This is a genomic window from Nocardia sp. X0981 (assembly GCF_977089955.1).
Genome location: NZ_OZ372435.1, coordinates 1,203,951 through 1,224,935, shown reverse-complemented (window position 1 = coordinate 1,224,935; position 20,985 = coordinate 1,203,951). Strand labels below are relative to the sequence as shown.

16 protein-coding genes are annotated in these 20,985 nt (G+C 68.6%); 7 read left to right on the top strand and 9 right to left on the bottom strand.

Features of this window, described 5'->3' with window-relative positions:
- Positions 1 to 17: 17 nt before the first annotated feature.
- Both ACYR7D_RS05335 and ACYR7D_RS05330 read right to left on the bottom strand, forming a co-directional pair.
- Positions 18 to 1,127 (bottom strand): DUF475 domain-containing protein, encoded by a 1,110-nt coding sequence (locus tag ACYR7D_RS05335; RefSeq protein WP_459548506.1) that lies wholly within the window; start codon positions 1,125 to 1,127, stop codon positions 18 to 20.
- Between the two features lie 203 nt (positions 1,128 to 1,330).
- Positions 1,331 to 1,906 (bottom strand): TerD family protein, encoded by a 576-nt coding sequence (locus tag ACYR7D_RS05330; protein WP_459550034.1) that lies wholly within the window; start codon positions 1,904 to 1,906, stop codon positions 1,331 to 1,333.
- Positions 1,907 to 2,166: 260 nt separating this feature from the next.
- On the opposite strand from ACYR7D_RS05330, the gene ACYR7D_RS05325 reads away from it, so the two are divergent.
- From ACYR7D_RS05325 to ACYR7D_RS05310, 4 genes are read left to right on the top strand one after another with little or no spacing between them, the layout of a single operon-like run.
- Positions 2,167 to 3,390, top strand: a complete 1,224-nt coding sequence (locus ACYR7D_RS05325; RefSeq protein WP_459548505.1) for a hypothetical protein — start codon at positions 2,167 to 2,169, stop codon at positions 3,388 to 3,390.
- Complete coding sequence (locus ACYR7D_RS05320; protein WP_459548504.1) at positions 3,391 to 4,602, top strand: HpcH/HpaI aldolase/citrate lyase family protein; 1,212 nt, start codon at positions 3,391 to 3,393, stop codon at positions 4,600 to 4,602.
- Positions 4,599 to 7,049 carry a phosphoribosyltransferase gene (locus ACYR7D_RS05315; RefSeq protein ID WP_459548503.1) on the top strand — a complete coding sequence of 817 codons (2,451 nt, stop codon included), beginning with the start codon at positions 4,599 to 4,601 and terminating at the stop codon, positions 7,047 to 7,049. The genes ACYR7D_RS05320 and ACYR7D_RS05315 overlap by 4 nt, the downstream gene beginning before the upstream one ends.
- Positions 7,050 to 7,979: an HAD family hydrolase gene (locus tag ACYR7D_RS05310; protein WP_459548502.1), complete on the top strand. Its 930-nt coding sequence runs from the start codon at positions 7,050 to 7,052 to the stop codon at positions 7,977 to 7,979.
- Here ACYR7D_RS05310 and ACYR7D_RS05305 read toward each other — a convergent pair.
- From ACYR7D_RS05305 to ACYR7D_RS05290, 4 genes are all read right to left on the bottom strand, one after another.
- On the bottom strand, positions 7,976 to 8,941 hold the full coding sequence (locus tag ACYR7D_RS05305; RefSeq protein ID WP_459548501.1) for a DUF389 domain-containing protein: 966 nt from the start codon (positions 8,939 to 8,941) through the stop codon (positions 7,976 to 7,978). The genes ACYR7D_RS05310 and ACYR7D_RS05305 overlap by 4 nt on opposite strands.
- Positions 8,942 to 9,019: 78 nt before the next feature.
- Positions 9,020 to 9,760: an AIM24 family protein gene (locus tag ACYR7D_RS05300; RefSeq protein ID WP_459550033.1), complete on the bottom strand. Its 741-nt coding sequence runs from the start codon at positions 9,758 to 9,760 to the stop codon at positions 9,020 to 9,022.
- A 17-nt stretch (positions 9,761 to 9,777) separates the two neighbouring features.
- Positions 9,778 to 10,470 carry an AIM24 family protein gene (locus ACYR7D_RS05295; RefSeq protein WP_459548500.1) on the bottom strand — a complete coding sequence of 231 codons (693 nt, stop codon included), beginning with the start codon at positions 10,468 to 10,470 and terminating at the stop codon, positions 9,778 to 9,780.
- A gap of 3 nt (positions 10,471 to 10,473) precedes the next feature.
- Positions 10,474 to 11,097 carry an AIM24 family protein gene (locus ACYR7D_RS05290; protein ID WP_459548499.1) on the bottom strand — a complete coding sequence of 208 codons (624 nt, stop codon included), beginning with the start codon at positions 11,095 to 11,097 and terminating at the stop codon, positions 10,474 to 10,476.
- Positions 11,098 to 11,297: 200 nt separating this feature from the next.
- Between ACYR7D_RS05290 and ACYR7D_RS05285 the strand changes: the two genes are divergently transcribed.
- Positions 11,298 to 12,623, top strand: coding sequence for a TerD family protein (locus ACYR7D_RS05285; RefSeq protein WP_459548498.1), 1,326 nt, complete (start codon positions 11,298 to 11,300; stop codon positions 12,621 to 12,623).
- On the top strand, positions 12,620 to 14,215 hold the full coding sequence (locus tag ACYR7D_RS05280) for a TerD family protein (RefSeq protein ID WP_459548497.1): 1,596 nt from the start codon (positions 12,620 to 12,622) through the stop codon (positions 14,213 to 14,215). The genes ACYR7D_RS05285 and ACYR7D_RS05280 overlap by 4 nt, the downstream gene beginning before the upstream one ends.
- A gap of 45 nt (positions 14,216 to 14,260) precedes the next feature.
- Here ACYR7D_RS05280 and ACYR7D_RS05275 read toward each other — a convergent pair whose 3' ends face one another.
- The 3 genes from ACYR7D_RS05275 to ACYR7D_RS05265 all read right to left on the bottom strand — a co-directional run bounded on the left by ACYR7D_RS05275 (position 14,261) and on the right by ACYR7D_RS05265 (position 19,633).
- Positions 14,261 to 16,057: a glycosyltransferase family 87 protein gene (locus ACYR7D_RS05275; RefSeq protein WP_459550032.1), complete on the bottom strand. Its 1,797-nt coding sequence runs from the start codon at positions 16,055 to 16,057 to the stop codon at positions 14,261 to 14,263.
- Positions 16,058 to 16,170: 113 nt separating this feature from the next.
- On the bottom strand, positions 16,171 to 18,636 hold the full coding sequence (locus ACYR7D_RS05270) for a transglycosylase domain-containing protein (RefSeq protein WP_459548496.1): 2,466 nt from the start codon (positions 18,634 to 18,636) through the stop codon (positions 16,171 to 16,173).
- 538 nt (positions 18,637 to 19,174) lie between these two features.
- Entirely contained in the window at positions 19,175 to 19,633 is a 459-nt protein-coding gene (locus tag ACYR7D_RS05265) for a DUF5318 domain-containing protein (RefSeq protein ID WP_459548495.1), read from the bottom strand.
- A gap of 244 nt (positions 19,634 to 19,877) precedes the next feature.
- Between ACYR7D_RS05265 and ACYR7D_RS05260 the strand changes: the two genes are divergently transcribed.
- Positions 19,878 to 20,975, top strand: a complete 1,098-nt coding sequence (locus ACYR7D_RS05260; RefSeq protein ID WP_459548494.1) for a DUF1707 SHOCT-like domain-containing protein — start codon at positions 19,878 to 19,880, stop codon at positions 20,973 to 20,975.
- Positions 20,976 to 20,985 lie beyond the last annotated feature (10 nt).

The window sequence follows — 20,985 nt, the reverse complement described above, 5'->3', positions numbered from 1 at the left end:
CCGGCGAAACTCCGTGGTCAGCCCACCGGGGTGGGTTCCGAGGTGGCGGGGGTCTGCGGGTCGCTCTCCTTGCGGTTGCGCCGGATGCTGGAGAGCACCGCGGCGCCGATGAACGCGATACCGATGAGACCGGTGACGAGTTCGGGAACGTGGATATCGCCGACCGTGATCAACAGGATCAGGGCCAGGGCGCCGATCGCCCAGTGGGCGCCGTGCTCGAGAAACACGTATTCGTTCAATGTGCCCTTGCGCACCAGGTAGACGGTGATCGACCGGACGAACATGGCGCCGATCAGGCCCAGGCCCAGCGCGATGATGATCGGGTCCGCGGTGATGGCGAACGCGCCGATCACGCCGTCGAAGGAGAACGAGGCGTCCAGGACTTCGAGGTAGAGGAACAGGAAGAACCCGGCCTTACCGGTGGCCTTGGCCAGCTCGGACGGACCGGTCGCGTTTTCGGCGACTTCCTCGGCGTGGAACATCGAACCCAGACCGTCGACGGCGATGTAGATGATCATGCCGAGCAGGCCGGCCAGCAGCACGGTGGAGCGGTCGTCCTCGTGGGCGAGGAACTCCGCGGCCAGCACCAGGCCGAGCCCGGCCACGACCACCGACATCATGTCCAGCTTGCCGGCCTTGGCCAGCGGCCGTTCCACCCAGGACAGCCAGGTGATCTCCCGATCCTCGAGGACGAAGTTCAGGAACAGCATCGCCAGGAACATGCCGCCGAACGCCGCGATCTGCGGGTGGGCGTCGGTGAGCAGGGTCTCGTAGCTGGGGCTACCGTCGGGGAAGTGGGCCGCGTTGTTCGCCGGCGGGTTGAGGGCCAGGTCGAAGGCTTCGACGGGGTTGAGTCCCGCGGTGATCCATACGATGGCCAGCGGGAAGACCAGCCGCATACCGAACACCGCGATCAGGATGCCGATGGTGAGGAAGATCTTCTGCCAGAACTCGCTCATCTTTTCCAAGATGGTGGCGTTGATGACAGCGTTGTCGAACGACAGCGACACCTCGAGGATGCCGAGGATGAGGCACAGTGCCAGGGCCGTCGGGCCGCCGTAGAGGAACGCCACCCCCAGCGACAGCACCGTGACGACTAAGGAGAAACCGAATATGCGCAGGACCACGCTGGGACCTTTCGTGTGCGGTGGCCGGACTGCGGTCGGTATCCCGGCCTGAACGAGAACCTGGTCGGCGGCATCGGCGACCGGTCGTCACCAGCGTTGCCGTCGGCTGCCTATTTGTCCAATTTGTCCCCTCGCACCTCGCGGGAAGGTCGTAAATGAGGGGGCCCGTTGCCGGACCCCCTCACGCTACCCGCAGGGGCGGCTCAGACGTTGACGCCGTAGTCGCGAGCGATACCGGCCAGGCCGGACGCGTAGCCCTGGCCGATGGCGCGGAACTTCCACTCGGCACCGTTGCGGTACAGCTCACCGAAGACCATGGCGGTTTCGGTGGAGGCGTCCTCGGACAGGTCGTAACGGGCCAGCTCCTCGCCGTTGGCGCGGTTCACCACGCGGATGTAGGCGTTGCGCACCTGACCGAACGACTGCTGCCGGCTGTCGGCCTCGTAGATCGAGACCGGGAAGAAGATGCTCTCGATGGTCGGCGGGGTGTTCGCCAGATCGACGTTGATGACCTCGTCGTCGCCCTCGCCCTCACCGGTGGTGTTGTCACCGACGTGTTCGATGGTGCCCTCGGGGGACTTGAGGTTGTTGAAGAACACGAAGTGCTGGTCGGAGACGACTTTCTTATCGGCTCCGGTGGCGATCGCGCTGGCGTCCAGGTCGAAATCGGTGCCCGTGGTGGTACGCACGTCCCAGCCGAGGCCGACCGCGACCGAGGTGAGGCCCGGAGCCGCCTTGCTCAGCGAGACGTTGCCGCCCTTGGACAAACTGACACCCATGCGGGATTCCCTTTCGTAGTCGTCTGTGATTCCCAGCATGTCCGTAATCGCCGGGTACGGAATACGACAGTAGTGCGTTTCGGTGAACTTGCGTAGAAACTCGGACAACCTCGAGGTTCGTCCGGGCGGTCCGGCGGGCCGGTTCGCCTGCCGCGCCACGTATTCGGCCGCAGCCGTAGGGCCGTCCACCGGCTCGGGGCCGGCCGGTCTCACCGCCGCCTCCGGGCATGGAGTAGCGCGGATCTCATACCATCGGGTCTGTGGCAGGCCGCAGGCGTGGATGGTTCCGGTCGGGGGAGGATCCGTGGTTCGAACAAGCACGGTCGGCATTGACGACTGCGTTCCTGGACATGGACCGGCGGCAGTCGGCCGCCGACGCGGCGACCATCGCCTCCGAGGAGATCTTCCCGGAACGCGGGCTGGGACGCCGGTGGGTGCCGGTGCGTGACGCCTGCTATGCCGCCGCGGAGCGGTATCTCGCGCTGACCGCTGAAATCGATCGGGCGGAGCAGACCGGGGTACGTACCCGGGACCGGCAGCAGTATGTGGACGCGGCGGTCCGGCAGCTGGCGGCGGCCGCCCAGGAGGTCGACCGGTTCTATCACGGGAACCGGGTCGCGCTCGAAGAGGCGATCGCGCTGCGCCGGGCCGTACCCGAACTGGTCGCGCACGTCACCGCCGAGGCGGCGCGGGTGCGCGGACAGGCGGCCGAATCCGAGTACGCCGGATATCCCTCCGTGCGCCGCTCCGCTGCCGCTGTGGATGAGGCAATCGTCACACTGGAGGCGGTGCCCGCGGATGAGCGGGGACGGGTCCGCACGGCGGCGAACCACTTGGCCGCCGTTACGGCCGATTTGTCGGAATCGTTGGCTCAGGCGCCATCTCGCGCGGGCGATGCGCGTAAGGCCATCGCCTCGGTCACCACCCGTATCGCGGCAGTCCGTACCCGGGCCGAGCGGACAGGCCCGGCGTATTCGGCTCTCCTCCGCGAGTTCAATGCTGCGAGTTCGGCGGATCTGGCCGACAATGAGCGCACAAGCGAGCGTCATATCGCCGCCGCGGACGAGGCCCTGGCCGGGGCGCGGGCCGCGGCGGCCGAGCACAACCCGGAGCTGGCCCTTGACCTGACCACCACCGCGCGCGGCCATCTCGCCGACGCCGAACAACTGGTCGACGCTGTCACCAAACGGCTGACCGAGTTACGGGCGGTCCGCGACGATCCGCGTGAACGAGCCGAGGCCGTACGATTCCGGCTCCGGGACGCGCAGCTGCTCGCCGTCACCCGCGGGCTGGTTCCGGAATGGGGTTCGGTACTGGACGCTCAGGTCGAACGCCTCGACAGGATCACCGCATCTCTTTCCGGGCGCCATCCCGACTATTGGGCGTATGTGAAGGAACTGGACACCATCGCCGATTTCATCGCCGGTGTGGTGGAGCGGATGCGCAGACAATCGGGACAACGACGAGGACGAGACGGGGGTTAGATGACCGCAGGCATGGCCGTCCGGCAGGAGATATCCCTGCACAAGCGGGTACCGCGCCGGCATTTCCGGCAGTTGCAGGGACCGGACGCCAGAGCACTTTTCCACCGGCAACCGGAGCCGTTCGACGACCACGCCGATCGCGAGACACTGGCGGTGGCACTGGGCGCCACCCTCTACGTACCGGCCACCCGGACCGATCTGACGGCCACCATCGTCCGCCGGGCCGACAAGGGAGTCTGCTCGATGGTCATCGATCTCGAGGATGCGGTGGCCGATCACGAGGTGGCGGCAGCGAAGCGGCAGGCGGTGCGTACCCTCGACGAGCTGGCGGCCCGCCCGGACCCGAACCCGATGCTGTTCGTCCGTGTCCGCGATGCCGATACCGTTCCCGAACTGCTGGACCAGCTCGGCGCGGGCATCCGGGCACTGACCGGTTTCGTCTTCCCCAAATTCGACAGCGCCTCGGCACCGAAATACCTGGCCGCGCTGGCCACCGCCGCCACAGGCGCGAGCCGTCCGCTCTACGGGATGCCGGTACTGGAGTCGGCGGCGCTGGTGCACCGGCAGACCCGGGATTCCGAACTCGCCCAGATCGCCGCGCTGCTGGCCGAGCACCGGGAACGCATCCTGGCGGTACGGATCGGCGCGACCGATATGTGCGCCACCTTCGGTATCCGCCGCGACCGCGACCTGACCATCTACGATGTGCGGGTCATCGCCGATGTGATCGCCGATATCGTCAACTACCTGGGCCGCGCCGACGGTACGGGTTTCGTGATCACCGGCCCGGTCTGGGAGTACTTCGCCGATCACGAGCGGATGTTCCGGCCGCTGCTGCGCACCGCGCCGTTCGAGGAATCGGACGCCGTACCGTTCCGCAGCTATCTGGTGAGCCGGGACCTCGACGGCCTGCTGCGGGAGATCACCCTGGACCGTGCCAACGGTATCCAGGGCAAAACGGTGATCCACCCGTCCCATGTGGCGGCGGTACACGCCCTGTCGGTGGTGACGCACGAGGAATACTGCGATGCCCTCGACATATTGCAGGTCGAGGTCGGCGGGGTGGCCGCGTCGGGTTACCGGAACAAGATGAACGAGATGCGGCCGCACCGCAGCTGGGCCCGGCACATACTCGCCCGGGCCCGCGTCTTCGGGGTGGCGAAGAAAGGGGTGTCCTTCGTGGATCTGCTATCGGCGCTGGTCACGGTATGAGTTCGGCTAGCGGCGGACAGTCCTGCCGGGCGACCCGCACCCTCGGTATCGAACTGCTGCACCACACAACCTTCCGGCACGGAAACACGCCCGATTCGCTGCCGGACGAACCGGCGATCACCGATCTGCTGCAGCCCGGCCTGCGGAAGAATCCGCGTCGCGCGCATCTGCTGGTGTCCACCGTGCTGGGTAAACACCTACCGACCGACCCGCTGGTGGTCCGTGATGCCGGCGATCGGCTGGGCGATCTGGTACGTGCCGTACTCGGCGAACAAGACGCGGTGGTACTGGGTTTCGCCGAGACCGCGACAGGGCTGGGGCACTGTGTGGCGACGCGGATCGATGCCGCCTGCTATCTGCACTCCACCCGCCGGGCGGTACCGGCAGCCGTGACACTGACCGGTTTCGAGGAGGGGCATTCGCACGCCACTTCGCATCTGCTGCAGCCGATGCCCGGTGATGTCTTCATCCCCGGACTGCCACTGGTGCTGGTGGACGACGAGATCTCCACGGGCGATACGGCTCTCGACGCGGTCAGGGCCCTGCACGAATTCGAGCCGCGCGATCACTACGTTCTGGCCGCTCTGGTCGATATGCGCACCGATACCGACCGGAACCGGTTCGCCGCGGCGGCCGCCGAATTGGGCGCGCGTATCGATACCGTCTGCCTGGCCACGGGTAGTACGGTCCTGCCCGAGGGGCTGACCGAGGCGGTACTCGAGCTTCCGGAGGCCGGGCTCAACCCGGTCGCGGGCCGCCGCGGCTCGGCGCTACGGCTGGATCTGCCCTGGCCGGAGGATGTGCCCGAAGGTGGACGGCACGGGTTCCTGCGTGCCGACCGGGCAGGCTTCGAACAGGCCACGGGCGCCGCGGCGAAGGTGCTGCGGGATCAGCTGGCCACCGAGTTCCCCGGCCGGCCGGTGATCGTAGTGGCCCACGAAGAACTGATGTATCTGCCGCTGTGCCTGGCGGTGGCACTGGCCGAGGCCGATATCCCGGTCCGCTACCAGACCACCACCCGGTCCCCGGCGTATGTACTGGACGAACCCGGCTACCCGCTGCGGCGTGGTTTCCGTTTCGTGGCACCCGAACCGGGTGAAGAGCAGCCGCGTTACCTCTACAACGCCGCCTGGCCCGGTGCGGACGAACAGCTCGACCCGGTACTGGTGTTCGTGGCCGACGGCCCGGCCGACAGCACGGAGCTGTACGCCCCCGGTGGCCTCGTGGACGTGCTCACCGCCGCCGGTTCCGATGTGCTGGTGACGATGTTCGCGGAAGCGGACCCGCGGACCCTGGCCGCTGTCCGTGCGGCCGCGCCCGTCGAGCCGCGACCCCTGTACGGTCCCGGATTCGGTTCCTACGCCCCGGAGGACGTGGCCTGGCTGCTGAAGGACCTGTCCGAGGTGGAACTCGAGGCCGATATCACCCTCCGCGAGCAGCGGATCCAGGCCGGTATCGCGCATTACGCCGAATCGCTGCCGATCGAATACCAGCCCGATATCGCGTATCGGGAGCTGTTCGAACAGGTACTGGCCGAAAGCGCGCAGCGCTTGGCGCTGGCGGTGGGGACCGTGGCCGAGCTGGTGGTCGCCGAACGCGGTACCGATATCGTGCTGGCTTCGCTGGCCCGCGCCGGTACTCCCATCGGTATCCTGATCCGCCGCTGGCTCGCCACCGCGCACGGCTCGCGCCCGGGGCTGGCCGTTCCGCACTACGCGGTATCGATCGTGCGCGACCGCGGGATCGACACGGTGGCCTTGGATTATCTGTCCCGCCGGCACGATCCCGGTTCGGTTGTGTTCGTGGACGGCTGGACCGGTAAGGGCGCCATCACCCGGGAACTGACCGCGGCGCTGGACGCCTATTACGCGGCCGGTGGCGCACGGTTCCACGACGACCTCGCCGTGCTCGCCGATCCCGGGCAGTGCGTCCGCACCTACGGCACCCGCGACGATTTCCTGATCGCCTCGGCCTGCCTCAATTCCACGGTGTCCGGTCTGGTCTCGCGGACGGTACTCAACCGGGAACTGATCGGGCCGAACGATTTCCACGGTGCCAAGTTCTATGCCGAACTCGCCGCCGACGATGTCTCCGCCCGGCTCATCGATACCGTCACCGCGGCCTTCGACACCGTGCGCTCCCGGGTGAGCGCTCAGGTGGCGGCACTACAGGCCGCCGACCGCACCCCCACCTGGGCCGGATGGGCCTCGGTGGAACGAGTGCGGGCCGAGTACGGGATCGCCGGCGTGAACTTCGTGAAACCCGGGGTGGGGGAAACCACCCGGGTGTTGTTGCGACGGGTTCCGTGGCGGGTGCTGGTCCGGGAGAGCGACGCCCGCGAGCACGCGCACATCCGGTTGCTGGCGCAGGCCCGCGGGGTGCCCGTGGAGGTCGTGCCGGACCTTGCCTATTCGTGTATGGGCCTGATCAAAGAGGTGACGCGCTAGATGTCCGCCCCGAGACCGTTACTGGTGGCCACGGATCTGGATCGCACCATGATCTACTCCCGTAACGCCGTAGACGCCGCCGCGGCCACGGCCGCGGACACCCACGACATCGCGGCGACCGTGGGCCCGGGGATCGCCGATACGGTCGGACACGGTCCGGCCGCCGAGGCCACACTATGCGTCGAGTATCTCGACGGGGCACCGCTGTCCTATATGACCGTCGCGGCAGCCGAGCGGATGCGGGAACTCACAGCAGCGGCGGCTGTCCTGCCCACCACTACGCGCACCATCGAACAGTTCGGGCGGATCCGGTTGCCGGGTGCCCCGTGGCCGTACGCGGTGACCAGCAACGGCGGCAATATCCTGGTGGACGGGGTACCCGACGCGAACTGGCGCCGGGCCATCGACGCGGCGGTCCGGGCGGGCGGCGCCACCCTCGCGGAGGTCTCCGCCGCTCTGCGTGGCCGGATCGACGAATCCTGGGTGCTCAAATTCCGCTCCGCGGACGATATCTTCTGCTATCTCGTGGTGGACCTCGCCGCGACCCCACCGGACTTCCTCGCCGAATGGGACAGCTGGTGCCGCGCCCGCGGCTGGTCCGTCTCCCGCCAGGGGCGCAAGATCTACACCATGCCCGCGGCGGTCTGCAAGAGCCGGGCGGTGGCCGAGGTCCGTGACCGGCTCGTCGCGGCCGACCGGCTGGAACCGGAGGCACCCGTACTCGCCGCCGGAGACGGTGCCCTGGACGGGGAAATGCTGAGCGCGGCCGATCGCGCCATCCGGCCGCGCCACGGTGAACTCGAAGAACTCGGCTGGCGCCGGCCGAACCTGACGGTCACCGTGGCCGAGGGGATTCGCGCGGGCGAGGAGATACTCGACTGGTTCATGGCCGCGTTACCGGAATCGGTGGCCGCCGGGCCGGCGGATTAGAGCATGCGACGCCGGACCCGTGGCGCTCTGCGGGCTCGGCGCAGCGAAACCCGCGACCACACCGCGTCCTGCAGCGCGAGGGTCGCCCAGCCCGCCAGCGCCATCCCCGCCAGGTTCACCACCAGCTGCAGTGCGCTGCCCCGGACCGCGCTACTCACGCCGAAAGCCAGCCCCAGGGCGATATTGCCGGCAGCGGGCACGGTGGTGACCGAAATGAACACACCCACCAGCGCCCCCGCTTTCGACGAGGTCAGCGAGAGCACCCCGGCCGCCGCCGCGATCAGCGCGACGATGAACGACCATCTGTCCGGGGTGTAGACGAAGGCCGTTTCGGGGCGGTCGCCGGTTATCGCGTCCACGGTGATCCAGCCCAGCAGCCGACCCGCCAGCGCCAGTGCGAAGGCGATCGTGATGGCGGCCAGGAAACCCAGTGCCAGGGTGAGCACCGCCCGCCCCAGCAGCGCGAACCTGCGCCGCACCAGCGCTACTCCCAGCGCGGCGATCGCCCCGAACTCCGGGCCCAGCACCATCGCGCCGATGATCAGGATCTGGGAATCCACCACGATCGCGATACCCGCGAGCACCGTCGCCAGCGTCATGAAACTCAGGTAGGTCCAGTTGAGTTCGGTGTCCTCGTAGGACCGTTGGGTGACATCGGCCCAGATCACCGAATCGGCACTGTATCCAGGGGTGCGTAGTTCGGCGTGATATCCGGCCAGCGATATCCACGTGGGCACCGGTTGCACCTCGATACTTCCGCGATGGTGCAGCCCGGTCGCGCGCAATCGCTCCAGGACATCGTTGGCCGCCTCCCGGGCCAGGTCGGCCAGCACCATATCGCCCACGGGCCGCACCGCGCTGCCGCGCAGCACCGCCAGCCCGCTGACGGCCCGGTCGGATTCCAGGATCCCCACCACGTCGGCGGTCAGCTCGGCGGGCGACATTATCCGCAGATGCAGCATGGGCCAAGTCTGCCTGTGCGCGGCGAGATTCCCGGTGTGGTGCCGCACAGCCGCCGGACCGTGCCGGACGGCCGCGGCTCAGTACCCCTGCTGACCCGCCAGCTGCTGGGCGATGACACCCTGCAGCCGTTGCAGGCCGGGCACGGTGATCCCGCTCTGCAACTGACCCTCGATGGTGCGGATCAGCGCGGTGTCGCTGAGCACCTTTTCACTGGACTGGATGAGCACGGTTCCGGCACCGGTGAAATCGAACTGTCGTTCCTCACCGGAGTTCACACCGAACGCAGCCGCACCCGCGGCCAGGAAATTCGAGACCCAGCCCTGGTCGTAGTGATGACTGGGCGACGGGCAGTCGGCCCAGCCCACCAGGGATTCCGGGTCCACTCGCAGCGGGGGCTCCGCGAAGATCACCGGACCGTTCGAGGAGGCCAGGAATTTCCCGGTGCCGAGCAGAGTGAGGAAGCCGGGCACAATGGACTGGTTCAGCGACAGACCCGGCTCGAACGCGAGCAGATTCGCCGCGCGGATGGTGAGGTTGCCGTCGTCGAGGTCGTAGGAGTTGATATCGTAGCCGCGGTCGCCGATCAGCAGTTTGCCGTGGCCCTCGGCCACCACGTAGTCACCGGTGAACAGCGGCGCCGAGAACTGCTGCGAGACCATATGCAGCAGTTGCCCCTGTAAACCATGGGTCAGGGCCTGGAAGCGCATCTGCCCGTAATAGGCGATCATCGCGCCTTTACGCATGAACCACGGCTTGGTGAGATCGATGCAGTAGGCGTAGCTGTTGCCGGGGATATTGTCGCTTTCCCCGAGATTCATCGGGCTGAGGATCTCGTTCACAGTTTCTCCTCCGACGCCTGCACGTAGATCACGCCTTGGCCCCCGCACTGCAACTGCATGGCCTCACCGGAGCCACGACCGACGGCGTCGCGCCAGCTCACCGCGGCTTTCAGTTCGGTATGCACGTTTCCGTAGGAGGCGATGAACGCCTGCGGGTCCACCACGACGGGATGGGGTCCACCCACCTGTAGTTCGAAGAAACCCCCGTGTGCCAGCAGCACCGCGCTGCCGTGCCCGGAAAGCTGGGTGGTGAACATGCCCTGCCCGGTCAGTGCCCCGGACGCCGCGCCGCGCAGCGCGCCCATGAGGCCCCCACCTCCCCCGCCGCCGGAACTCGCGACCGAGACCACCGAGGTCTGCAATCCGGCGGTGTAGGCGAGCAACCGGGATGCCTCCACCTGCAGCACCGCGCCCGGTTGCACCGGAACCACCTGCACTTCCAGGCCGGCGAACCCGTAGTGCACCTGGCCGGTGCCCTGCGCGAGCATGGTGCGCTGGTGTTCGCCGGCCATCATCCGGCCCGCCATCCGCACCAGACCACCACCGCCCATGCCCGCCCCGCCCGGTATCTCGTGCGGGGCGAAGAACACCTCGCCGGTGTAGAAGAGCATGCCGCCGGCCCGGGCGACCACGCCGCCCGCCGCGCCGATATCGACCTTGACGACCTTGGAATTGATCTGCTCGAACATGTCCTACCGTTCTGCCGGCTGGATCGAGACCACGCCCTGCCCGTCCCAGCGCAGCGAGAACGCCTCGCCGCCGTCCTGGCCCAGCACCGAGCGCCAGGACACATCGGTGACGAACGACTGGCTGAGGTTGCCCCGGGCGGCGACGAACGCGTCCGGGTCCACCACCAGCGGGTACTGCGGTGAGACCTCGAGATGGATGAGCGGGCCGCCCGCCGAGAGCAGCGCCACCTGACCCTGCCCGCTCACCGTCGTGGTGAACAGGCCTTGTCCGCTGGAGGCGCCGCGTACCCCGGCGAAGCGGACATCGGTGCGCAGATTCCCGGCGAAGGCCAGCAGTTGCTGCGATTCGACCTGCAGTGTCTCGTTGTTCAGATTCACCACGGAGACGTACTGGCCGTTGACCGCCAAGAAGACCCGCCCGTTGCCGCCGCATTCCATCAGCGACAGCTTTTCACCGGTGGCGCGGCGTTTCATCCCGGCGAGCACACCCTCACCGCCGCCGAAACCGGCGGATTTGAACTGTACGGCGCCCTCGTAGGCGACCATGGAACCGGAAATCGCGCGAATACTGGTGTTCGCGAGGTGAGCCTCGACTACCTTCTTCGACTGTTCGAAGAGTTGTGCCATAGAGAATCGCCTGTCGTCGCCGCCCCGAGCCCGGCCGGTACCGGTGCCCATCCGTCGCCGTCACCTTAACGGCACGCTGTGCGCCGGTCCACACGCTGTGGTTACTCTGTCCTGTTCGCCACCTGGTGGCAACGAGATTCGTGGGGAGCGCGTTTCTCGTACAGTGGCATGCATACGCACCGACAAGCGAAGGGTCTGACTTGTCCGCAACACTCGCCAAGGGCCAGAACGGTCCACTGGCCACGAACGATGTGGTGATTTCGATTCAACTGGCGGCTCCGGCCGACCTGTCCGCGCTATTGGTCACCGAGCAGGGCAAAGTCCGTTCCGACGCGGATTTCGTGTTCTACAACCAGCCCAGCGGGCCCGGTGTGAACCTGCGTCCGGGCCCGGCCGGTCAGCCCGCGGCGCTGGTGGTGAACCTCGCAGCGGTGCCGGCCGATATCGCACAGGTGCGGGCGGTGATCACCCTCGACGACCCGAACACCACCTTCGGGCAGTCCGCGCCGCCGATCGCCTATGTTTCCGACCAGTCCGGAACACCGCTGTTCGAGTACCGGATCGAAGGGCTCGATACCGAGTCGATCGTCATCGCGCTCGAACTCTACCGGCGGCAGGACGCCTGGAAGGTGCGTGCGGTCGGGCAGGGATACGCGGGTGGTTTCGCCGCGCTGGTCACCGACCACGGTGTCACCGTGGACGATTCACCGGCCGAGCAGCAGGCCGCGCCCACACAGGCCGCCCCGCCGCCACCGCCGCCCCAGCAGCCGGCGCCGCCTGCCCCGCCCACCCAACCGGCCTATCCCGCTCAGCAGCCGCCCGCGGCGCCGTACCCGCCACAGGGTGGGGGGTATCCTCCGCCGCCGGGTCCGGGTGGGTACCCGCCGCCCGGTCAGCCCGCGCCCGCCCCGCAGCAGCAGCCGGGGGAGATCAGCCTGAGCAAGACCGGCCCGGTGAGCCTGCAGAAGGGGCAGCGCGTCAGCCTGCGCAAGGACGACGGCGCGGCGCTCACCTTCGTGAAGATGGGCCTGGGCTGGGACCCGGTACAGCAGCGCGGCCTGTTCGGCAGCCGGACCGTGGATATCGACCTGGACGCCTCGGTGGTGATGTTCGCCGATATGAACCCGGTGGACGTCGCCTACTACGGGCAGCTCACCTCCAAGGACGGATCGATCCGTCATCAGGGCGACAACCTCACCGGCGAGGGCGCGGGCGACGACGAGGTGATCCTGGTCGACCTGATGCGCGTGCCGGCGCATGTCAACAACCTGATCTTCATCGTGACCTCGTACAAGGGCCATACGTTCGGCCAGGTGCAGAACGCCTTCTGCCGATTGATCGACGGCGCCAACAACGCGGAGATGGCGCGGTACTCGCTCACCGGCGGTACCCCGACCACCGCGATGGCCATGGCGAAGCTGTTCCGGGCCGGCGGCGACTGGAAGATGCAGGCCATCGGCGAAGGGTTCAACGCCAAGCATCCCGGTGAGGCCATTCCGCAGCTGGGCCGGTTCCTGGCGGTATGAGCGGTACCGGGGGACGGGAGATGAAGCATCTGCAGGCCGGCCAGAACATACCCCTGGCCGGGGGTGTGGCCCGGTTCCAGGTGAGCGCGGCGGTGCCGCTGTCGGTTTCGGCGCTGGTGGTCGCGGCCGACCTACGGGTGAGGTCGGCCGCGGACGTGCTGGTGACCGAGCGACCGGCGGGCCCCGGAGTGCGGATCGAGGAAGGGGCGGTGGTCGTCACCCCCGCGGAGGTGCGCGCCGACGCCCAGGCCGTGCTCCTGGTTGTCGCGGCACAGAGCGGAACCGGAGTGGTGACCGCGGCGCTGGTCGAGAACGATACCCCGGTGGCGGATTTCGTGATCGCGCCGCAGGCCGGGGAAACCGCGCTGATCTGCTTCGAACTGTACCGGCGGGGGGAGGGCTGGAAACTGCGCGCGTTGGGCCAGGGTTACGCGGGCGGTATGGGAGAACTGCTGCGTGCCCACGGTGCGGCGGATCATGTTCCTTCGCCCGCCGCCGCGCCCACGGTCGTGGAGAGCGTGGCCCCCGGGCCGCCCACCACCGCACCGGCCGGGACCGAGGCCGCGCCGGCGGTCCGGGCCGAGATTCCGCCGATGGAGGTCGGGCACGGGCTGGAACGGCTGTGGATGATCTTCGAGGACGCGGCCCGGTCCGCGGCCGCACTCGAATCGGCACGCGGTTACGCCGCCGAACGTCTCGATCAGGAACTCTCGGCCGCGGTATCGGATCCGGCCACCCGTAACACCCCGGCCGCGGACGCGGCGCGCACGACGGCCCAGCGGCGGCACGACGAACTCACCGCCACCGCCGAGGACAACCACCGGCGCGACAGTGTGCAACTGCAGCGGGAACTGGCCGAGGCCGATGCCGTACTTCCCGCCGCGCTGGCCTCCTGGAACTCGCCGGCCTGGGATCGTCCCCCTGCTCCGGCCGACGGTATCCGGCTCGGGGAGCTCTACGCACTCGACCGGGGCCCACTGCGGGTTCCGTACTGTGTGCCGGTGCCGTTGAACCGGCCGCTGTGGGTCGATACCGAATCCTCCGCGGCGGTCGCTCCGGTGATCGGCGCGCTGCTGGCGCGCCTGGTACGCGCCGCGCCGGACCGGCGGACGGTGGTCGACATCATCGATCTGACCGGTGCTTTCGCCGGTTTCACCGATACGTTGGCACCGGTACTTGCCGGTCCACCGATCACCGAGCACTCCGATATCTCGCCGCGGTTGCGGCAACTCGTGGACAGCGCGGAACTCGCGGAGATGGCCTACAAATCCGGGCAGGGCACGCCACCCGCCGAGCACCGTATCCTGCTGGCCGCCGATTTTCCGCACGGTTATCAATCCGCGGACGCGCAGCGGCTGGTGGCACTGCTGGCGCGGGGCGATCTGATCGGGCTGTCGATGGTGATCGTCGGCGGCAACGAATCCGATTCGGGCGACAGCACCGTGGCGATACTGTCGCGGGCGTGCCGGCATCTGCCGACCGTCACCGGAACGCCGCTGTTCGACCCGTGGACCGGTAATGCCTGGCAGCTGGACCTGGACCTGCTTCCCCAGGAACCGGAACAGCGGGCGCGCATTCTCCGGGCCACCTGACCCGCGACGCGGATCCGGGATCCGCGTCGCGGGCCGGGTTCCGGATCAGCCCGAACGCGCCGGAGGGGTGGCATCGAGCGGCACTCGCGTCCCCTCCACCGGAGCGGGGGCGCCGGTGCTTCGTCGTGCCCCGGCGGTCGCACCGGTCCAGTGGGTGTCCAGCGACAACCGGGGGCGCAGCAATTCCGGTAACCACGGCAGCAGCGGATCGGGAGTGCGATCGACCACTCCGCCGGCCGGGTCGTCCAGACAGTCCCGGCGCACCAGATCCTCGTCGGGCCGGTAGATCTGCCGGATAATCAGCGCGCACAAACCGAGTACCGCCAGATCACGCACCAGCACGGTGCCGGTGAACCACTGTTCCGGTAGGCCCTTGCGGTCGGTGCCGAGGTAGTAGAACATACGCGGCACCCAGACCAGTGCGTCGATGGTCATCCAGGCCAGCAGCAGCCGGCGATGCGGCAGCGCGAGTACGGCGAGCGGTACCAGCCACAGCGAATACTGCGGACTCCACACCTTGTTCGTCAGCAGGAACGCGGCGATCACCAGGAAACACAGCTGGGCCAGCCGGGGCCGGCGCGGTGCGGTGAGCCCGATATAGGCGATACCGAGGCAGGCCGTGACGAACAGGACCAGGGAGATCGAGTTGAGCAGGGCCGGTACTTCGCCGTGCCGCAGCGGCCCGTCGAAACCGGTCCAGTCGGTGAACGACATCACCACGTTGTAGAGCGAATCGGGGTCCGCGTGCCGGGTGGTGTTGAGCCGGAAGAATTCCCGCCAGCCGTCCGGATACAGCAGTGCGATCGGCAGATTCACCAGGCCCCAGGTCGCCAGGGCGCCGCCGGCGGTGAGACCGGCCGCGCCGAGCGGCCGGGTAGCCAGCAGCCGGGTCCGCACCGGTAGTTCGCCCAGCCAGACGCCCAGTGCGGCGAGGCTGTCGATATCGCGTAACCGTATCGCCAGCCGGCCGCGTGGCGTGCGATGCATCGGATCGGCCCGCAGGCAGAGCACCAGAATCGGGCCCAGCAACAGGAGCGGATACAGTTTCGCCGCGCCACCGAGCCCCAGCAGAACCCCGGCCAGGAGCGGGCGGCGCCGGGCCCAGGCCAGCAGCCCCAGCGCGGCGAAAGCCGTGGCGAGGAAATCGAAATTGGTGAATGCGTGCACGATGACCAGCGGAGAACACGCTGCCAGCGCCGCGTCCCAGATCCGGCGCCCCGAGAGCAGCGCGGTGGCCCAGATGGTGGCCAGCCAGGCCACCGCGAGCCCTAGGGCGACCACGTTGAAGTACAAGACCACCTGTAACGCACCCGGGAGAGGGCTCGCATCCCAGCTCTTGGCCACCAGCATGGAGATGTACTGGTAGAGGCCGGACAACACCGGATATTCCATATGCCGGACTTCGGTATCGCCGTTCGGGGTCTCCTCGACCCAGGACTTCTTGTACGGGAAAGCGCCCTCGTTGAGTCGTTCGGCGCCGTAGAGCGGCACGGTGTCGGAGTAGCACATGGCGGTGTACTGCCGACCGTTGTTCCAGTCGAGGGTGAGTGCGCCGCTGGTCGTCGTGGTCTGCTGGATACAACCCGCCTTGGCGAACCAGCCGAGGGCGAGGAAGAGCACCGTGCAGGCCAGCAGTACCCGCATCGGGGTCCAGAATCGGGTGCGTCCGATCAGTGCGTGATCGCCGACCGGCCCGCCGATGACCGTGCACAGCTGGGCGGTCATGGAATCGTTGCGACTCGGTTTGTCCCGCGCATCGGCCGAGCGCAGATCGGGAGCGAGCGGTGCGGGCGAATCGTATCCGAGAGCGGCGGCGAGTCGGTTCCGCTCGTTTCCGGGCACGTCTCCGTCGTCCGGCCCGCCCACCAGTCGCTGCTCGCTCACGGCACCCGAGGTTACCTGTTACCGGGGGCCCGGCCGGGACCGAGCCGGACCCCCGGTAACGGATGCGGGGTCTACTCCTCGCTGTCTTCGCCGCTGTCGCCGCCGCCTTCGTCACCGGAATCGGTGCCGCTACCGTCGGTGTCCGGACCGGCGCTCGGCGTCTGGGCGACGGTGGGTGCCGTACCCTCTGGGCCGGCAGTCGGCTGCCCCGGTAGCGGCCCCTCGCCGTTACCGCCCTGCGGCTGGCCCTGTGGTTGATTCTGGCTCCGCGGATTCGGCTGCACTCCGGGCACCGGAATGGTGATACCGGGCAGGATCTCCACCTGGCTCGGCTGGATCACCACCGGCGGCTCGAACGTCGGCATCGTCGTGGAGGGCGCGGTGTAGGGGGCGGTCCACTTCGGTACACCCGCCTGCCCCTTGATCGGCGCGGGTTTGGGGAATTTCTCGTTGGGCGTGCCCTCGAGGGCGCCGTCCATCGTGTCCTTCCAGATATCGGAAGGCAGGCTCGAACCGTAGATCATCGCGCCGCCGTAGTTGCGCAGCGGTGAGTTGTCGGTGGTGCCGACCCATACCGCCGTGGACAGCGACGGGGTGTACCCCACCATCCAGGCGTCCTTGTTCTCGCCGGTGTCGCCCAGCTGGGCGGTACCGGTCTTGGAGGCCGACGCGCGGCCCCCGGCCAAGCCGTGATTGCGGGAATACGCGGCGATGGGTTCCATGGCCGCGGTGACGTTGTCGGCTACCGCCGCGGAGACCCGGCGCTCCCCGGCCGGATCACCGCGGTCCAGCAGCACCTGACCGTCCGCCGTGACGACCTTGGTCACGAAATGCGGTTTGTAGTACATACCGGAGGCCGCCAGTGTGGCGTAGGCCGAGGCCATGTCCAGCGGCCGGGCCTGATACTGGCCCAGCACGATACCGTTGTTCGGTCCGGCGCCGCCCGGTTCGGTCAGCGTGGGCCCCAGTCCCGGGAGCTCTTTCGGGATACCGAGTTTGTGGCCCATATCGGCGATCTTCTGCGGGCCGTTCGGCATATCCAGCTGCATCCGGTAGAAGCTGGTGTTCAGCGACCGTTTCAGGGCCTCGGCGATAGTGCACATACCGCACTGTTCGCCTTCGACATTGGTGATCTCGATACCGTTGACCGTGATCGGCGAGCTGTCGTACATCTGCGACAGCGGAATACCCATCTCCAGGTTCTGGGCCAGGCCGATCACCTTGAAGGAGGATCCGGTCTGCAGGGCGGCATTGGCGAAGTCGTAGCCGTAGCCGTCTTCACCACCGTAGTAGGCGCGTACCGCACCCGATTTGGGGTCGATGGAGACCACCGCGGTCCGCAGTTTGTCCGGTTCGCCCTCCATATTCGTGTGCACTGCGTCCAGCGCCGCCTGCTGTGCCTTGGCGTCGATGGTCGTGGTGATCTGCAGGCCCGAGGTGTTGAGCTGCTGTTCGCTGATACCGGCTTCGGACAGTTCGCGCAGTACCTGGGATTTGATATGCCCTTCGGGGCCGGTGGAATCGGTCTGCTGACCGGTGGTCGCCGACGACACCACCTGCGGGTAGGTCAGGCTCGCGCGTTCGGCCGCGTCGAGATTCCCGCCGGCGACCATACCGTCGAGGACGTAGTTCCAGCGCGTTTCGGCGCCTTCCGGATTCGATTCCGGGTCCAGCAGCGAGGGGAGCTGGATGGTGGCGGCGAGGACGGCGCCCTCGGCGACGCTCAACTCCTGCACCGGTTTACCGAAATAGGCCTTGGCGGCCGCGTCGATACCGTATGCGCCGCGCCCGAAGTAAATGGTGTTCAGGTAGGCGGTGAGGATCTCGTCCTTGCTCCACTGCCGGGCCATCTTCGCCGAGATCACCAGCTCGTGGAGTTTACGGGTATAGCTGCGCTCGTCACCGACCAGCGCGTTCTTCACGTACTGCTGGGTGATCGTGGAACCACCACCGGCGCTTTCCTTGCCGAGCAGGTTGTCGCGGGCGGCGCGGGCGAAACCGGAGATCGAGAAACCGGGGTTGCTGTAGAAATCGCGGTCCTCGGCGGCGATCACCGCATTGCGCACATGCGGCGGGATCTGATCGATGGTCACGTCGGTGCGGTTGCCCTGCGGGGGTACCACGCGGGTGATCTCGGTTTCCCCGTCGGCCGCGAGAATCGTTGCAACCTGGTTGGTTTTGAGATCACCGGGTTCGGGTACCGACACCGTGGAGTATGCGATCAGGAAGGCTGTGCTCGGCACCACGATGGCCAGCGCCACGAGAACATACGCCACCCGTCGCGCGATCTTCCAGCGGTTCTTGCGTTTCTGCGCCGGGCTCCGGCCATCCGGTCCACCCGGGCCGCCCGTCCGGCCGCCACCGGGCCGGCGCGGTGGCGCGCCGCCGCCGGGACCGGGACCGGAGCGGGCCTGGGCCCGGCGTTCCCCGGTATTCGCGCCGGGATGTCCGGTCGCCGGGCGGTCCCGGCGCGGTGCCTCGGCGGGTGCACCGGGAGCCGCCATCCTGGCGGTGCCCTGTTCGCCCGGTCGCCCCATCCGCTGGGTGGACTGATTCGGCTGCGGTGGGCGCCCCGGCGGGGGGCCCGGCCGCTGCGGCGGCTGCTGTCCGCGGGGCGTACCCGGGGGCATACCGCCGGCCGGGCCCGGCCGGCGGCCGTCGGGGCCCGGCCGTGGGCCGGGGACGGCGGGCCGGGCACCGGTGCTCCCGGGGCGCGGACCGCCCGGCGCGGGCCGGGGGCCGTTCACGGCCGGTCGGGGACCGCTCGCCGGCCCCGGTCGCGGCCCACCCGGACCGGGCCGCGGTCCGGGTGGGCCCGGGGGACGTCCGCCCGGCCCGGGGCGCGGGATGTTCGCATTCGGAGCGGGGCCGCGGTTCGGTGCGCCCGGACGCTGCTGGGGATCCCGGCCCGGAAGTGGCCCGCGCTGGGTGCGACCACCGCGCGGGTCATCGCCGGGTGGGGTCTCGTAGGGCGAAGTCACTGACAAGGTCTCCAAAGCTCGTATCGGTCTGCTGGGCTCGCGCACCGCCGCCCCGGGGGATGCGGCGCGAGCTCCGGCATCGGGCCGGACGGTGTCATTCCGCGGCGGTGCGCCGGTTCACCCGGGTACCTGAGCGCCGGCGCTCCGGTGGTTTCCCGAGCACATAGGACTGCACCAGATGATTCCAGCTGCACGTCCGGCACACCTCGACGACGTGGACCGAGAATTCCTCCCTGGACTCGGCCAGGCGTGCCAGCTCTTCCGGGCTGCGCGCGGAACCCGCGATCGGCCCCAGGCCGTCGCCATAGACCCAGGATACGAGGGTGAGCTGTTCCTTCCGGCAGATGGGGCATGTGACCTCACTACCCCGGCCGTGGAATTTGGCCGCACGCAGCAGGTAGGGGTTGGCGTCACATACCTCGGCGACATCGACACGGCCCGCATAGACGTCAGCCAGCAGCGACCTGCGCCGAAGCGCGTAGTCCACCACTTGCCGCTGAATTCGCACGCTCCCAGAGTAGCCGTGATGTAATGACGCCGCCCATGGCCGCATTGGATTCCTTCCGGAGCCACGAGCCTTCGCTGCTCCGGCCCGCTCGCGGCCGCAACCCTCCACCTCCGTGGATTCCCGGGTGCGCACCGGGGCACGGGGGTCGTACCGAGTTGCGCGACGGCGGATTCGGTGACGCCTGGTGGCGCATATGCGACATATCGTCTTGCCCGTGCTGTTCGGGTCACCGCCGATCGAAGTGTGCTGGTGCCCACCATAACGACGCCTGTCGCCGTACGATTCGGGAGTGTCCACAGTGATGCCCGGCCGTATGCGCGCACGTGATATCGATCGCGCCGAAACCGCGACCGTGCTCGACGCCGCGTACGCGGAAGGGCAGCTCGGCGCGGACGAATACCACGATCGCCTCGCGCGGGCCCGGGCGGCGCGAACGCTCGGCGAGCTGGCCGAGCTGGTCGCGGACCTGCAGGCGCCGGCGGGCGGGAGCGACCGCGGTCCCCGCGTCGCCGCCACGCCGCGCCCGGCGGTGTCCGGATATCGGCCCGATACCCGCGCCCGGGACGCGGACCGCGACGCCGCCGGCGAGGTACTGACCCGCGCCTTCGGGGAAGGTCAGCTCGCGGAGGACGAGTACGCCGCCCGCGCCGAACTGCTCGCCGAAGCGGTCACCCTGGGTGATGTGGCCGAACTGACCACCGATCTGCAGGGCGCGCGTCCCGGCCCGGTGGTGCCCCGGCCCGTGCGCTCACGCGGCCGGGGGCGGTACTTCGCCGTGCTGGGCGCCGCCGCGCTCGCGGTGGCCTTCGGTACTTTCACGCTCGCCCATCGCGAAGCCGAGCCCGCGGCCGCCGCCCCACCGCCGCCGCCCGAGGCCGCGCAGCCGGCGCCCTACGCCGCTCCGGATACGGTGGAACCGCTGGTGATCGCCACCCCGAACCTGGTAACCGGCGCGGGAGTGGCCCATTTCATCGCGACCTACCGCGCCACGTTCGGGGATACCATCGCCGATGAGGTCACGCTCTATTCCGACCACGCCAGCGTGGTGCGGGCGCTGCCGGGACAGCCGAACCGCAAGGTGAGCTACACCTATCGCGGCGGTTTCCGTCAGGACCGCGAGGTGACCACCCGTGCGTCCGATACCCCCACCATCGATCTGGCGGCGGTGGACAGCGCCGCCATCGGCGCGGCCGCCGACAGCGCCGCGGCCGTCGCCCGGGTGCCCGACGGCATGGTTTCGATGATCGAAGTGGAGATCTCCTCCATCGACCCGGCTCCGAATCGGCCCGTCGTCGGCATCCATGTGAAGAACTCCTTCGACGAATCCGGCTGGTTCATGCTCACCCCGGCCGGTGCGGTGCTGAGGGTCTGGCCGTTCGACGGATAGGAGCAGCGAC